Genomic DNA, 15522 nt, shown 5'->3' on the forward strand with positions numbered 1-15522 from the left:
ACTTATAGCGTTAATTAATAATTTATTCGAACCGGCAAAGCATTCTCAAAATGCGCAGTATTCGTTTTCCGGCCACAAAATTGCTTTACAAAACAGAGTTTTAAAAAAAATGCGCCCCTACATTAACACTACATATCTAAAAAATAATATTGATAATCAATACATAGCAATTCTCAATAAGTATTTCAAATAATAACCCGGATATTTGCATTCAAACGAACATTCATTTACCCAGTGAAAATTGCAACCCTGCTTTTGGCCTTATTTCCCTGTTTTTTTGCCCGTGCGCAAAACAGTATTGCCCTTCCTGAGGTCATGAACTTCACCCCGGAATTTACAAAAACCGGCTCCCAAACATGGCAAATGGCAGAAAGTGGTTCCGGCACTGTTTATTTTGCCAATAACGCGGGGCTGGTTACCTATAATGGCCTGGAGTGGAAAACATTTAAGGTTCCTAATAAAACAATTGTAAGGTCATTGCTGCTGACGGCGGATGGGAAAATATATGTGGGGGCTCAGGGGGAGATCGGATACTTTTTCCCGGACCGGGTGGGCAACCTGGTATATACTTCCCTGATGGGTCATATTGAGCCTGCCGACCGGAATTTTGGCGATGTCTGGAAAATTGTATTACAGGGACAGCATCTTTTTTTCCGGACCTACCGGAAAATTTATGAAATAGACCTTTCCAATCACCAGGTTACCACCTACGCCACCACCCGGAACGCGAAATGGGACTTTCTTGAAATAGCCGGGCACCGGCTTTTGGCTTGTAATGAAGAGCAGGGACTTGTCAGTTTTAAAAATGGCCGCTGGACACCCCTGCCCGGTCAAATACCAAAAGAAGCGATACCTACTGCATTAATGGCGTTTGGAAAAGACAGCCTTCTGCTTACCACGCTCCGGAACGGCATTTATATTATCACGGAAAACCACCTCAGCAAATTACCGGTGGCTGCCGCTCTGCAATCCGCTCAGATCTACACCGCTTTAAAAACAGATGAGGAACGTTTTGCCGTGGGCACTGTTTCTGCAGGTATTTTTTTACTCCATCGTTCGGGTAAACTTATCCGCCATCTTTCCATGGAAAACGGGCTTCAGAATAACAATGTTCTATCTCTTTACAAAGATCACCGGCAGAGCCTTTGGGCAGGACTGGATAATGGCATTGACCTCATTAATTATATGGCACCCCTGCAATTGATTGCCCCGGTGCCCCGTACCCGCCTGGCGGGTTATACGGCAGGCATATTCAAAAACCACCTGTATATTGGCACCTCCGACGGTATTTATTATGCCCCGCTGGAACAAGGCGTCCACCGGGACATCAGTTTTTCGCAGGGTGCTTTTAAAAAGCTGGCCAATACTTCCGGGCAGGTTTGGAGCATCGCCATCATCGGGAACCTGCTTTTAACCGGCATGAATGACGGCGCCTTTATCATCAACACAGGCAGCGCTCAATTACTGGAGCGCCGTTTGGGAGGCACCTGGTTGTACCGTGCTGTACCCGGGCGCTCAAAAATCATTTCCGGCACGTACTCCGGTATCCAGATATATGATACTAAAAATAATACCCTGGTCCCGGTCCGCATGCCGGATAATAATCTTCGGGAGTCATTGCGTTTTATAGAAGTAGACACTTCCAGCCATACGGTATGGGCCTCGCACCCCTACCGGGGCATATACCGGATACAAATGACCCCCAATTTTGACCGGGAACTAGCTGTAGAATGGCTGACCACGAAGCAGGGGCTCCCCACTAACAATAATAATTTTGTTTTTAAGATCGGCGGAAAAATAGTTTTTGCCACCGAGCAAGGCATTTATGAATGGGAGGAGCATCTACACAGGTTCAAAAAGTCAACCACCTATGGGCCTTTATTTGGCAACCTGTCTGTTAAGTTCATGACGGAAGACGCAAAAGGCCGCATCTGGTTTGCAACAGAAAAAAACATGGGTGTACTGGACGGGGGGCATATTCAATATATTCCCGAGCTGGACGGGCAGCTCATTGCCGGTTTCGAACAAATTTATCCATTTGATGATCAGAACATATTGATCAACTCCTCAAAAGGAATTTACCATTTTAATTTTGACAGCTATAAACACAGTAAAATTGCCATCCGCGTCTCGTTTAATAAAATACAGGCGATTGGCACAAGAGATTCCTTGCTGTTTAATGGCTATTCAATCCCCGGCCAAACGGGTAATTCCCCGCCGCCCTTTAACAGGGAAGAAATAAGGCTGCCTGCTGTATTCAACTCTTTTCATTTTGAATTTACAGCCGACGATATCATGTATGCAGACAAGATACAATATAGCTACCAGTTGAAAGGTTTTGACCCTGACTGGTCCGCCTGGTCTGCCAAAACAGTTAAAGATTATACCAATTTACCCTATGGCAAATACCGTTTTCTTATAAAAGCAAAAGACCGGTGGGGACAGGAAACCGCTCCCATCAGTTATGCGTTTGAGATACTTCCGCGTTGGTATCAGACTATACCGGCCTGGCTGGGATACCTGTTGTTGGCGGGGTGGCTGGTTTATTTGCTGCACCGGATGCAACGCAGAAGACTGCAAAAACAGAAAGCGAAATATGAAAAAGAGCAGGCCCAGTTAAAATACATCTTTGAACTGGAGAACGAACGAAGCGGAATGAAAATCATTCAACTGCAAAAAGAGCAGTTGGAAACGAAAGTGCAGTATAAAAACAAAGAACTGGCTACCACCACTATGCACCTGTATAAGCGGGGGCGCTTACTGGGTAAGATAAAAGAAGAAGTAGCCGAGGGGGTTAAGCAGATCAGTAATACGACGGAAAAGAAAGCGTTTAACCGCCTGATAAAACTGATTGTTGAGGAGGAAAAGAGCGAGGATGACTGGAACCACTTTTCCATTCATTTTGACCAGGTGCATAACAATTTCCTGCACAATATAAAAGCTGCCTACCCCACACTAACACCCAGTGATATGAAGATCTGCGCCTATGTGAAAATGAATCTATCATCAAAGGAAATTGCGCAACTGCTAAATATTACACTCAAGGGAGTGGAAATTGCCCGTTACCGGCTGAGGAAAAAGTTCAGTCTTGCAGCCAACCAATCACTTTCTGATTTTATTCAGGAGTTTTCATAGGGCGTTCTCAGGGGCGAAGCAGGATGGGGAAGAAAACAAAAAAAATGAGTAGTCAATGGTTAATGGAACTCCATTAACTATTGACTACTCACTATTCACTACTGATTGCTTGCCGCTACTTACTTAACCAACCGGGGTTTTGTACCAGGTTCGGGTTCAGCGTAAGGTCTTCTATCGGGATGGGGAAATAATACTGCCGGTCGTCAAAAACCCTGTTACGGCCGGGCATTGTTTTCTGATAGGGTTCTATATAACCGGTTTCATTTACATACAGATCCTTACCAGGCGTTAATTTCGGATATTCTGTCTGCACAAATTTCATTCCCAGCACAGGAATATTCAAAAATTTGCCGGCCTTCCACCGCATCAGGTCATCCCAGCGGGTGTTTTCAAAAGCCAGTTCCACCCGGCGCTCTCTTCTTATTTCCCGCAGCAGGGGCGATGGTGTATAATCGCAGTATTGAGTATAAGCGGCGTCCAATTCCGGATCGGCAGGTAGGGTGCCGATCATCAAATGCGGCATGCCTACCCGGTCCCTTAATTTATTAATGGTATTATCCAGCACCCCCTGGTCGCATTGGTTTAATTCTGCCTTCGCTTCCGCATAGATCAATAATGTTTCTGCATAACGGAAGATGGGGCAGGCCTGCATGCCATTGGTGATCCGGTTCCAGTCCGCAGGGTCATTTAAAAACCATTTTGCTAACCGGTAACCAGTCGGACATTTATTTCCGGATAAGCCGGGAAGATTCGGATAGGGTGCATTATTAGCTCCCTGGATAGAGGTATTTGCCAATTCATAAGTGCCGTATTGCGCAACGGTCTGCGCCAGCCGGGGATCCCGGTTCGCAAATTCTTTTGTGATCAAACCGCGATTGGCGCTATTGTACAGCGGGCTGGTGCTTATGGGGTTGCCATCGGTGCACAAATATTCATCCACCAGGTTCCGGGTTACACCAAACTGGGCACGAAGGTTCTGTGCAAAATACCTGCTGAAGGCCACCCCCAACTGCACGTCGGCTGAATATTGTTTCCATAGAATAATTTCGGGGTTATTAGCATACGTATATTGTCCAAATTGCTGGTTATACGGATCGGCAACGGAAGGGTATTTATAGATGGAATAATGCCCGCTGCTCATTAATGTCTCACAGGCCTGAACCGCCATGGTTAAAAATTTCTGGTAGTCGGCAATACCATGGTATTTTCTAAACGTGCCTTCATGCAACCCGATCCGCGCTTTTAAATGAAGGGCAGCATCTTTATTAAGCCGATCGGTCCACCCCGTGGTGCCTTTCGCGGGTAACCACGCTATGGCTTTATCCAGCAGCGCCGTTACGGAATCCATTACCTGGGCACGTGGCGTGCGTGGGGCTTGCAATTCCGGTGAATTGGTGCTCAATACGTGCGTAATCCACGGCACATCACCAAACAATTTTACTTTTTCAAAATAATCCCACGCTTTAAAGAAATAGATCTCACCGGCATAGATGTGTTTGATGCTGTCTGTGAGCTGCGCTTTTTGATAGTTATCCAAAAAGTAATTCAGCGTCCTGATGTTGCTAAAATTCCATCCGTCGGAGCCGCTCCCATCTTTTGTATACCCGATAAATTGGTTGGCTGCAACGGTGGAATAATTAAGCGGAGCGGCGTTATCGGTTATCTGGTCGCCGTATACGATCTGCGCCTGCGTTACGCCCCAGGGCTGTAGGGTAGCATCCCCAAAGCCGGTTCCAAATCCCACTATATATAACGGGTAAACCGCATTATTATACAATTGTAAATCCTGCTCTGTATTCCAATAGGTTTGTCCGCTGATCTGGTCCAGTGGAAACTGGTCCAGCGATTTCTTACTGCAATTGCTGGCACCAAATGCCACAGTAAGTAAAAAAAGGTATATCGATATATTTTTTAACATGACTAATTCCTTTAAATAGTTAAAACGTAACCTGTAGACTTAACGCTACTGATTTTTGAATAGGATAGTTTGCTGAAAGCGTTTCCGGATCAAAGTACTTGGGGATCCCGCTAAACGTAAGCAGGTTATAACCCGATGCGCTGATCCGCAGTTTCTGCATGGCGATACGCTGCGCCCATGCCCGCGGCAGCGTGTACCCTATGGACAGGTTCTTTAAACGCAGATAGGCAGCGTTAAACAAAAATCTTGTCTGGGTGGTTATGTTGCCGATTTGTCCGCCTTTATATGCCGGGTACAAGGCATTGGGCCGGTCGGGCGTCCAGGAATTGTTATACACCTGCTCGGTTCCAATACCTCCCGATGCAGTGGTGATGCTGCCATTGGCGATAGCGCCCCAGAATAAGTTATCGCCAATATAATAATCCCGTTTACCAACACCCTGCAGGTAAATATTCAGGTCAAAATTTTTGTAACTAAGAAAGCTGTTCAGGCTGAACGCATATTTCGGAGTGGAATTCCCAATCACTTTCTGATCTCCGTGATTCAGCAAGGTATTCTGGCCATTACTGATCGTATCATTGCCATCCAGGTCTTTAAAATGCACATCCCCGGGGCGGATAATGCCGGGCGTTATCAACCTTTGATTCGGTCCCTGATCAATCTCCGCCTGGTTTTGGTAGATCCCTACCGTTTGATATCCCCAGATATCTCCTGCTACCATTCCATTATATAATGTGCTCAACAGCAGGTTCGGATTCCCTTTGTAATTCAGAACGGTTGTCTTATAATTTGACAAGGCCAGGGAGAGATTGTACGTAAGCCCGTACGAGCTTACATCATGCCAGTCCACCTTCAGATCGAAACCCCTCGATTGCAGCGTTCCGGAATTTTGTGTAGGAGCCGCAGCGCCTAATACTGCAGGATATTTTGCCCCATCGGAAAGAATATCTGTTGTTTTGCGGTTATACCAGGAAAAGTTAACCGTAAGCTTTTTTATAAATGTTGCATCAAAACCTATATCAGCAGTGGTGGCTGTTTCCCAGGTAATATTGGGATCTATCAGGCCGGGCGGCGTAATACCTACAGGCCTTATCCCGCCAAATAATTGGTTCACCTGGGTTTGGGTTACGTAAGTAGGAATGTATAAATAGTTCCGCACATTTTGGTTTCCCAGACTGGCATAACTTGCCCTCAGTTTAAAATCCGTAAGCACATTGCTGATGCCGTTCATGAAATCCTCCTGCGATACCCTCCATCCAACGGAAACACCCGGAAATAACTTACCTCTCCTGTCCGAAGGAAATTTTGAAGACATATCATAACGGCCATTCGACTGCAACAGATATTTTCCCTTATAATCATAAGTGAAGCGATAAAACAGGCCTTGTGTTGCCCACGCCGATTCCGCATCGGCCGGCACTTTTTGTCCGGAAGTAAGATTAATAACCGGCACATTATTATTAACAATACCATTTCCGGTAGCGTTCAGATCTGCCGATTTATCCTGTTCCTGGTTAAAGCCCACCAGCCCGTAAAGGTTATGATTATTGAGCTTCAGCGTATAATCCGTATATGCATTAATGGTATAATGATACCCGTTCGCTGCATCCTTGGAAATATAACTCGGATTGGTATAATCCGTAGTCATATCAGCAGGATTCCAGTCGGTTTCCACTTTTTGCAGCAATGGAACAACCGTCTTGTTCTGATCAAACTCTGCCCTGTATGAAATGTCGGCCTTAATATTCCAGTTTTTTAAAGGAGTAAGCGTTGGAGATGCCGTCAACAGCAAAATAGAATTATCATCGCGGTTGTTGGACCCATAAGCCATATAAGACAATATATTGCCCGTGTAATTATTGGGGATGGGCGCATTGCCTGGAGTGGTGAGCGGCATAAATACATTGCGCGCCGGTTCCTGCGACATGGCGCGCCACCAGCCGCCTTTACCACCGGGGTTCACCGGCCGTGAATACGTTTCCCTGGTGTAATTTGATTTAAAATCAACCCGGAACCAATCGGTCACTTTTGAGGAAACATTCAGCATAAAATTATACCTCCTGAACTTATCGGTATTGAACGCATATACGCCATTCTGATCCAGCACGCCCAGCGATGCGTAATAAGAGTTCTTTTCCCCTCCACCCGAAATAGTCAGATTATGCTTTTGCGAAGGTGTTGAGTTACGCACGCCTAACTGGTAAGGGTTAACATTCCCATTCCAGATGATGGAATTGCCATCCATATAATAAGGATTATGGTGGGCGGGATCCGCTGCATAGGCTTTAATACTATCGAGGCGCTGCAGTTCTTTAGCGGGCGCCGACTGCCCCACCAGGCCATATGCATTGATAAGGGCCTGCTGCACCTGTGTTGAATTTAACATGTCAGGCCGGGCAGTGGGGCTGTTCCATTGGAACATATTGGAATAGGTAACATTGGCTTTTTGATTAAACTTACCTTTCTTAGTGGTAACCAGTATCACACCAAAGGCGGCGCGTGCCCCGTAAATAGCCGAGGAAGAGGCATCGCTCAAAACAGAAATACTCTCTATATCCTCGGGGTTCAACAGGTTAATATCCATTTCTACCCCATCCACCAATATATAAGGGCTTCCATTGGATACTTTCCATTTACCGTCGTTAGGATCTTTTGCGTAAGAAGTTCCGCCTCTTATGTTAAACGCGGGCATTGAATTGGGGGCGCCGTCATTATTGGTTACATTCAAATTGGGCACCAATCCCTGTAAGGCCTGGCCGATATTATTTACGGGCCGGTTAGCCAGTTCCTTGGATCCAACCTGGTATACAGACCCGGTCAAATTAGCTTTGCGTTGTGTACCATAACCCACCACAACCACTTCGTCAAGAGCTTGCGGAATCGAGCTCAATACCACATCGATCTTTTCTTTACTACCTACTACAACGGAATAGGATTTATAGCCAATGCTCGTAAACTCCAAAACGGCATTGTCACTGGCAACCTGGATCGAATATTGCCCACTCCCGTCCGTAACAGCAGTATTAACCGTTTGCTTTTCCTGAACCGTAACGCCCACCAAAGGCTTTCCTGTTGCGGAATCGGTTACCACGCCTGTTACCACATGTTGCTGGGAACGGATCACAATGGTATTGTTAATCACCCTGCTGGTCAAAGATTGCCCGTTCAGCAACTTTTCCATAATAACAGCAATGGGCACATTGGTAACCGCAATATCCACTTTCTTATTCAGATCGATCTGATCCACCCGATAAAAAATGGAGTAATTAGTGATATGCTCAATTTCTTTAATTGCCTCCTGTACACTTATATTATGCTTATTAAGTGAAAACCGTTCCTGCCCGTAACCGGTGGCATAAACCTGGGTAATACTAACAAAAAGCAGCAGTGCACTTAATTTCATAATCCGGAATAATTTTTCACGATGGCTAATCGCATAAAGCCAAGGAACCCTTTTTTTCATACTTTTGATCTGTTGTTTTAGAATTAAAATTTGACAATCGAAGCAACAATTCAGCCGGGAGATGTTGGCGCATCCCCGGTTTTTTATTTTGCTTTTATAAGAATTTTCTGGCCGCTTTTCTCATAATGGATCGGAGTGGTTTCTTTAATGATCTCCAGGAGTGTTTCAATGCTCATCTGGCTGTTGAACTTCCCGGTATATTTATAGTTTTCAAGTTCGTTTTCGTTAAATACAATCTCCACATTATACTTTTCACTGAGCAAGCGCAATAATTCCGGAAGCCCTTTGGCTTCAAAGCTGAGCGAGGCTTCTTTCCATTGCAAATAGGGCTGCACATCGCTTACCTGCTGAATATCCCGGCTGGATATGGATGACCTGCGCTGCTGGAAGTCATCCTCCTTCCGGTTTAATGCAGGCGCAATCTTTATCAGCTCATTTTTAGATAAATAAACCGGTTGGCTGCCAGACTGATGCCTGTCCTCAATGCTGATCTTACCATTAACCACGAATGCCTCAAATGCGGAGTCTTTTGAAAACGCCTTAATGTCGAATACCGTGCCGATATCGCGAATGGTAAAACCCGGGGTATTTACAATAAAAGGGATCCTGCTATGGTGGTTATTTATTTCAAAATTGCCCTCTCCCTCTAAATACACATTCCGGTTACTGCTGCCAAAATCTTTATCCCAGCTTACAGAACTGTTTTCATTGATCCAAACGACGGTGCTGTCGGGTAAAACCACCCGTTTGCTTATATTTTTGGCGCTAACATAATAGCGCGATGCAACCCCGGTCTTCCGGCTGAAAAAAGCCAGGTAAGCCAGGCCCGCAGTAAGCAATACCAGGGCGGCCACTTTTAATAGCAGCCCGTTGCCCCGCCCGCTCCAAAAACTGCGGTGCTGGTGCAATAAATTGTTTTGTGTTAAAAACTGTTGATACGCCAGGCCACTATCCACAAAATTTATGGTGTGTTGCGCTACAGAAAGATGCCAGAGATCATAGATCTGGATATAATATTGCTCATTTTCAGGGGTTTCGGCAATCCAATGTTCCACCTGTTTCTTTTCCATCTCGTTTGCCTCGCCGCTTACATATTTAGCCAGCAAAATGTTGATTTGGTCTGTCATATACTCTACAAGACAATCAACTATTCCGCTACCCCCAAAGGATCAGAAAAAAAATGTTAAAAATTTATTAAGCGCTGCTTTTAGTTTGGCAAGCGCTATGCCCATTTGATTTTCAACTGTTTTGGGGCTGATGGAAAGCCTTTCTGCTATTTCTTTGTAGCTCATTTCTTCAAAACGGCTGAGCCGGAATATTTCCCGGCAACGTTCGGGCAGCTTGTTGATCGCTCCATTGATCTCCTCCCCAAGCTGTTTACTGTAATAAGCATCTGTTATCTTATCGAAATAGGTATTGTCGTTCACAAGGCCTGTTCGCAACATATAATCAACATACCGGTTCTCGATTTTTTTTCTTTTGATGATATTCAGGCATTTGTTTTGGACTATTTTGTGTAAATACGCTTTTAACGAGACGCTGATCACAATAGTTGTCCGGTGCTCCCATAAATAAGAAAAAACATCGGACACAGTTTCTTTCGATAGCTCCAGATCATTCAAAAAACGATTGGCAAATAAGCAAAGCGGCTGATAGTGGATACGAAATAAAGTCTCAAATGCCTTCGGATCTGATGCGCGCATTAATACTATTATTTCGTTCTCATTATACACCATTTGCTAATAAAGCAGCGATTTCAGTATTTGCTATAAACAGCGTATTGCCCATACTGGTTTTTAGAAAAAAGAAAGCAGCCGGCAAAGGCTGCAAAATGTTTAAAAGATTATATCAGCGCCGGATCAGAACCACCCTCTGCCAGCTCCTACCGCCCTGAACGGCCAGGGAACTGCGGCAAGGATAATAATTAAAGCCAGCACGTAAAAAAGTGCTGTTTTACGATGCTTTTTCCTGTCAGAAATGTTCTTTTTCCCTGCTGATTTGCCAATATGGATCAACGCCACGGCAATGATCATCATCGTGATATGCTCCACGGTAAAAAAACGGGCGACGGGGTCGGCCATGATTTCTGCCATTGGTCTTGAAGTAAGCTGTTTATATCCCCAGGGACCGGTAAACCATTGTATCAAACCAATCAGCAACTCAATATCCACAACGATGGTTAAAAACGACCCGATACGGCGCTGTCCGATTGTAAAAGGCTTGTTGCCCGCGCCAATACTTCTGAGTATTGCAATCACTAATAATAATAAAATTATCCAGCGTAAAAAACTATGCAAGTGTAGCAGCCCCGTTTCCATAATTATTTATTTTGTAATAGAATCTGGCGAAATTAAGCAAATATATTACATACTGCGCCGATATTGCCCTCCAACCTCATATAATGCATGGGTGATCTGCCCTAAAGAACAGGTTTTTACACAATCCATGAGCACCTCAAATAAATTGGTGCCTTCAATAGCGGCCTGTTTTAAAGCAGTAATGGCCGCAGCGTTTTTTTCGTTATTGCGTTCCCGGAAGTTTTTGAGATTGGTTATTTGTTGCTCTTTTTCGGCGGGGATGCTGCGGATCACTTCATTGGGTAAAACGGTAGGGCTTCCCTGTTTGTTTAAAAAAGTATTTACTCCAATTAAGGGCAAACTGCCGTCGTTCTTTTTCATCTCATAATACAGGCTTTCCTCCTGGATCTTATTGCGCTGGTACATGCGTTCCATGGCGCCTAAAACACCGCCCCGTTCATTAATGCGGTCAAATTCCGACAATACCGCTTCTTCCACGAGATTGGTCAGCTCCTCAATGGCGAAACTCCCCTGTATAAAATTTTCCGACGCTACAGTGCCCAGCTCCCGGTTAATGATCAGTTGTATCGCCATTGCCCTGCGTACACTTTCTTCTGTTGGTGTAGTGATCGCCTCATCATAGGCGTTGGTATGTAAGGAATTACAGTTATCATAAATGGCATACAGCGCCTGAAGTGTGGTGCGGATATCATTAAAATCGATTTCCTGGGCATGCAGGCTGCGACCCGATGTCTGGATATGATATTTTAATTTTTGAGAACGCTCATTGCCTTTGTACACATTTTTAATCGCCTTGGCCCAGATCCGGCGCGCCACACGACCGATGACGCTGTACTCAGGATCCATACCATTACTGAAGAAAAAAGAAAGGTTGGGCGCAAAATCATCAATATGCATGCCGCGGCTGAGGTAATACTCTACATAGGTAAACCCATTAGACAATGTAAAGGCCAATTGGGTTATGGGGTTGGCACCAGCTTCGGCTATGTGATAACCACTGATGCTGACGCTGTAGAAATTTCTCACCTTGTTTTTTATAAAGTATTCCTGCACATCGCCCATTAGCTTCAGGGCAAACTCGGTAGAAAAAATGCAGGTATTCTGCGCCTGGTCTTCCTTTAAAATATCCGCCTGTACGGTGCCGCGTACTTTTGTTAAGGTAGCAGCTTTTATTTTATCATAGGTGGCTTTCTCTAACACCTCATCACCGCTCAATCCCAGCAAACCCAGGCCCAGACCGTTATTGGAATGCGGAAGCCCTTCTGGTGATAATGGATTATTGTATTTAGGTTCAGGAAAATGTGCAAATTTTTCCTTACGGAGCGCCGCAACCTGATCCCACAGGTGATGTTCCTCAATGTATTTTTCGCATTCCTGGTCGATGGCAGCGTTGAGAAAAAAAGCAAGGATCATCGGCGCCGGTCCGTTAATGGTCATGGAAACAGAGGTCGCCGGATGACAAAGATCAAAACCACTGTACAATTTTTTTGCATCATCAACCGTAGCAATACTAACGCCGCTGTTCCCGATCTTTCCATAAATATCCGGTCGGTGGCCCGGGTCCTCCCCGTAAAGCGTTACACTATCAAAAGCAGTGCTCAGGCGCTTGGCGGCGCTATCGGCACTTACATAATGAAAGCGTTTATTGGTCCGCTCCGGGCAACCCTCCCCCGCAAACATCCGGGTAGGGTCTTCCCCCTCCCGCTTCAGATCAAATACGCCGGCGGTAAAGGGAAATTTCCCGGGCACATTTTCCTGCAACTGCCATTTCAACAAATCGCCCCAGTCTTTGTATTTGGGGAGCAATATCTTTTTTATGACCGTTCCGCTCAAAGAGGTTGCCGTTAAAGGCAGGTTGATGGTTCTATCACGCACCGTAAATTCAAAAACGTCCTTTTCATATTGTTCCTGTAACCGTGGCCAGTTTTTCAACAGTTCCTGCAACTCCGGTTCCAGTTGCTTTTCCAGCGCCTGGTAATTTTGCTCTAATCGCTCCTTTATATGCTGATCCGATTGCATTATTTCCGGTTTTTTAATTTTTTGTAAAACGTTTTCACTTCATCCCGCAATTGCTTTGCAGTAGGCAGTTTGTTTTTTAATTTTCGGGGTAGCTCTTTGCTAAAGGTATATTCGCTTACACCTATTGGATGGTTAATATTCATCAACGCAAAATCAACTTCAACAGCATCTTTTGCAGCACATAAAATAATTCCGATTGAAGGCTGATCCTGCTCCTGTTTCAACTGCTTGTTCACCATATTCAAATAGCCATTCATTTGTCCTGAATGAGCCATTTCAAATGCTTCCATTTTTAATTCGATCACGATAAAGCAGCGCAGAAATAAATGATAAAACAGCAAATCAATATAATAATCTTTTTTTCCTACTTTAAATTTCACCTGCCGTCCTACATAAGCAAAGCCGGCCCCGAGCTCCAAAATAAAATCACGGAGGTGATGTATCAAATGTTGTTCCAACTCGCGCTCTGTAGTAAATTCACCAATTTGGGGAAAACGGAAAACATAGGGATCTTTTAAAATCTGGTTAGCAAGATCCGCCTGCGGCTTTGGCAGGGTTAAATGAAAGTTAGAGATCTTCTTTGTTTTATGTTGTCGCAGGTATAAATCGGTTGCTACCTGGTATTGTAACACCGCACGACTCCAGTTGTTTTCTATTGTTTTTTGAATATACCATAAACGTTCTGCATCATCATTTATTTTATCGATCAGGTACGTGTGATGTCCCCACGGAATGCCTGTCAATAAAGGGTTTGACAGAAAATAGTCTGTCGCTTCAAATTGCGCAACAGGTTGTTGCGTAAATGCAGCAGTTGATGACTTTTTTATCGTTGTTTTAGTTTTGGAAGCCCCGGAATTACGACCATTTCGTAATTGCGCAACAGGCTGTTGCGTAATTAGCAGATCAGGGTAGGTAACAGCAAATTGTTTCATATAGAGCAGGTTGCGTACGGAAAAGCCCCGTACATCCGGAAAAGACGTTTGCAGATCATCAGACAGTTGTTCAATCACTTTTGCCCCCCAATCTTCCACATCAACCTTTTGAACGATCTGCTTTCCGATAAACCAATACAACAGCAACATGTTGGTATTAACTGCCAACGATGATTGCAGGCGGCTTTGCGCGATCTGCTCCTTTAAGGTTCCCAGCCATTTTTTATATGATCGGATTATTGCCATTATAAATTGAAATTCTTTATCACTCCGTCCAACTGATACAACTTCGTAGCAATGGCCGCTCTTTCATCTACCCATTGATTATACTGCCGGATGGATTCTGAAATGTCGGAAAGATAGCGCACTCTTTTGCCGGGAATAATGGCCTGCTCTGTTGGTGCGGCTCCCTGGAATGAAATGCTTTCCTCAAAACCAGCCGCACATTTTGCATTCAATACCCGGATAACCTTTAGAAACAGCTCATTGACGCCCCGGTCATTAAATTTCGCAGCAATGGTTCCAATAACGGGTAATGCCTCATCCGGCTCCTGCCATAACTGGTGATTTCTTTTATATTGTTTGCGTACTTCCATCAGTGCATCTAAAGCGCCCGCTTTATCAAATTTATTAATGCAGATGATATCGGCATAATCGAGCATATTGATTTTTTCCAACTGGGAAGCCGCGCCATATTCAGGGGTCATCACATACATACTTGCGTCTACGTGATCAATGATAGAAGCATCGCTTTGGCCCACTCCGGCGCTTTCCAGGACGATCAGATCAAAGGCGGCATCTTTGCAAACATCGATTGCTTTTTGAATGGCGCCACTCAATGCCACATGATCATCCCTTGTGGCCATCGAGCGCATATACGCCCTGGGATGTGCAATGGCATTCATCCGGATGCGATCGCCCAGCAAAGCACCTCCTGTTTTTTTCCGGGAAGGATCCACGGAAACAACAGCGATGGTCTTATCCGGATAGTGGTTTAAGAAGCGGCGCACCAATTCATCAGTAACAGATGATTTACCAGCGCCCCCGGTTCCGGTTATGCCTAACACCGGGATCGTTGTATCTTGTTTTTGCCCGGGTATCTTTACGGGGTTGTTGTTGCCGGATTCCACCTGGGTGATGGCCCGTGCAATAAAGCGAATGTCTTTCGCCTCCTGCAGTGGAGAAGCGCCCTTCCAGTGATCCGGCGCCCGGGCATAGGCGTTCAGCGCCGCATCGGACCCGGCATGGCGGATCAGGTCTTCGATCATTCCTTCTAACCCTAACTTTCTTCCGTCATCCGGACTATAGATCCGGTCAATACCATAACCCTCCAGCTCTTCTATTTCCTGTGGCAAAATCGTACCTCCCCCACCGCCGAAGATCTTTATATGCCCGCAGCCCGCCTCGTTGAGCAGGTCTTTCATATACTTAAAAAATTCAAGGTGGCCGCCCTGGTAGCTGGTAATAGCAATAGCATGTGCATCTTCCTCAATAGCGCATTCCACAATTTCCTGCACGCCGCGGTTATGCCCCAGGTGAATGATTTCCACGCCTTTCGACTGCAGGATCCGTCGCATAATATTTATGGCAGCATCATGCCCGTCAAACAGGGATGCCGCCGTAACGATACGTAAAGTAACCTTTTTCATCTCCGAACAATTGTTAGCAAATGTACGGTTTCAGGTTAAAAAGTTAACAAGTTTAAAAGTTGACGGGGCTCCTTATCAACATATCAAC

At 45.1% G+C, this 15522-nt stretch carries 9 protein-coding genes; 1 reads left to right on the forward strand and 8 read right to left on the reverse strand.

Annotated elements, in window-relative coordinates:
- Positions 1-234 precede the first annotated feature (234 nt).
- The gene (locus tag NIASO_RS11435; protein WP_025298898.1) at positions 235-3135 is read left to right on the forward strand and encodes a triple tyrosine motif-containing protein; all 2901 of its coding nucleotides are present in this window, start codon (positions 235-237) and stop codon (positions 3133-3135) included.
- 115 nt (positions 3136-3250) lie between these two features.
- On the opposite strand, the gene NIASO_RS11440 is transcribed toward NIASO_RS11435, so the two are convergent.
- The 8 genes from NIASO_RS11440 to NIASO_RS11475 form a co-directional block, all read right to left on the reverse strand.
- Entirely contained in the window at positions 3251-5053 is a 1803-nt protein-coding gene (locus tag NIASO_RS11440) for a RagB/SusD family nutrient uptake outer membrane protein (protein ID WP_008585937.1), read from the reverse strand.
- Between the two features lie 19 nt (positions 5054-5072).
- Positions 5073-8456, reverse strand: coding sequence for a TonB-dependent receptor (locus NIASO_RS11445; RefSeq protein WP_168128488.1), 3384 nt, complete (start codon positions 8454-8456; stop codon positions 5073-5075).
- Between the two features lie 143 nt (positions 8457-8599).
- On the reverse strand, positions 8600-9643 hold the full coding sequence (locus NIASO_RS11450) for a FecR family protein (RefSeq protein WP_008585939.1): 1044 nt from the start codon (positions 9641-9643) through the stop codon (positions 8600-8602).
- A 42-nt stretch (positions 9644-9685) separates the two neighbouring features.
- A complete protein-coding gene (locus NIASO_RS11455) occupies positions 9686-10219 on the reverse strand; it encodes an RNA polymerase sigma-70 factor (protein ID WP_008585940.1) in 534 nt (177 codons plus the stop codon).
- 156 nt (positions 10220-10375) lie between these two features.
- Complete coding sequence (locus NIASO_RS11460) at positions 10376-10774, reverse strand: hypothetical protein (RefSeq protein ID WP_245605176.1); 399 nt, start codon at positions 10772-10774, stop codon at positions 10376-10378.
- Between the two features lie 105 nt (positions 10775-10879).
- A complete protein-coding gene (locus NIASO_RS11465; RefSeq protein ID WP_008585942.1) occupies positions 10880-12853 on the reverse strand; it encodes a methylmalonyl-CoA mutase family protein in 1974 nt (657 codons plus the stop codon).
- Complete coding sequence (locus NIASO_RS11470; protein ID WP_008585943.1) at positions 12853-14031, reverse strand: PDDEXK nuclease domain-containing protein; 1179 nt, start codon at positions 14029-14031, stop codon at positions 12853-12855. Before NIASO_RS11470 ends, NIASO_RS11465 begins: the two co-directional genes overlap by 1 nt.
- Positions 14031-15434: a cobalamin-dependent protein gene (locus NIASO_RS11475; RefSeq protein ID WP_008585945.1), complete on the reverse strand. Its 1404-nt coding sequence runs from the start codon at positions 15432-15434 to the stop codon at positions 14031-14033. Before NIASO_RS11475 ends, NIASO_RS11470 begins: the two co-directional genes overlap by 1 nt.
- Between the last annotated feature and the right edge of the window lie 88 nt (positions 15435-15522).

Origin of the sequence: Niabella soli DSM 19437, from assembly GCF_000243115.2 — a bacterium.
In the GTDB taxonomy this organism is placed as follows: domain Bacteria; phylum Bacteroidota; class Bacteroidia; order Chitinophagales; family Chitinophagaceae; genus Niabella; species Niabella soli.

Coding starts and splice junctions, on each gene's coding strand:
- NIASO_RS11440 (WP_008585937.1), bottom strand. CDS start 5,053: ATGTTAAAAAATATATCGATATACCTTTTTTTACTTACTGTGGCATTT.
- NIASO_RS11445 (WP_168128488.1), bottom strand. CDS start 8,456: ATGAAATTAAGTGCACTGCTGCTTTTTGTTAGTATTACCCAGGTTTAT.
- NIASO_RS11450 (WP_008585939.1), bottom strand. CDS start 9,643: ATGACAGACCAAATCAACATTTTGCTGGCTAAATATGTAAGCGGCGAG.
- NIASO_RS11455 (WP_008585940.1), bottom strand. CDS start 10,219: ATGCGCGCATCAGATCCGAAGGCATTTGAGACTTTATTTCGTATCCAC.
- NIASO_RS11465 (WP_008585942.1), bottom strand. CDS start 12,853: ATGCAATCGGATCAGCATATAAAGGAGCGATTAGAGCAAAATTACCAG.
- NIASO_RS11470 (WP_008585943.1), bottom strand. CDS start 14,031: ATGGCAATAATCCGATCATATAAAAAATGGCTGGGAACCTTAAAGGAG.
- NIASO_RS11475 (WP_008585945.1), bottom strand. CDS start 15,434: ATGAAAAAGGTTACTTTACGTATCGTTACGGCGGCATCCCTGTTTGAC.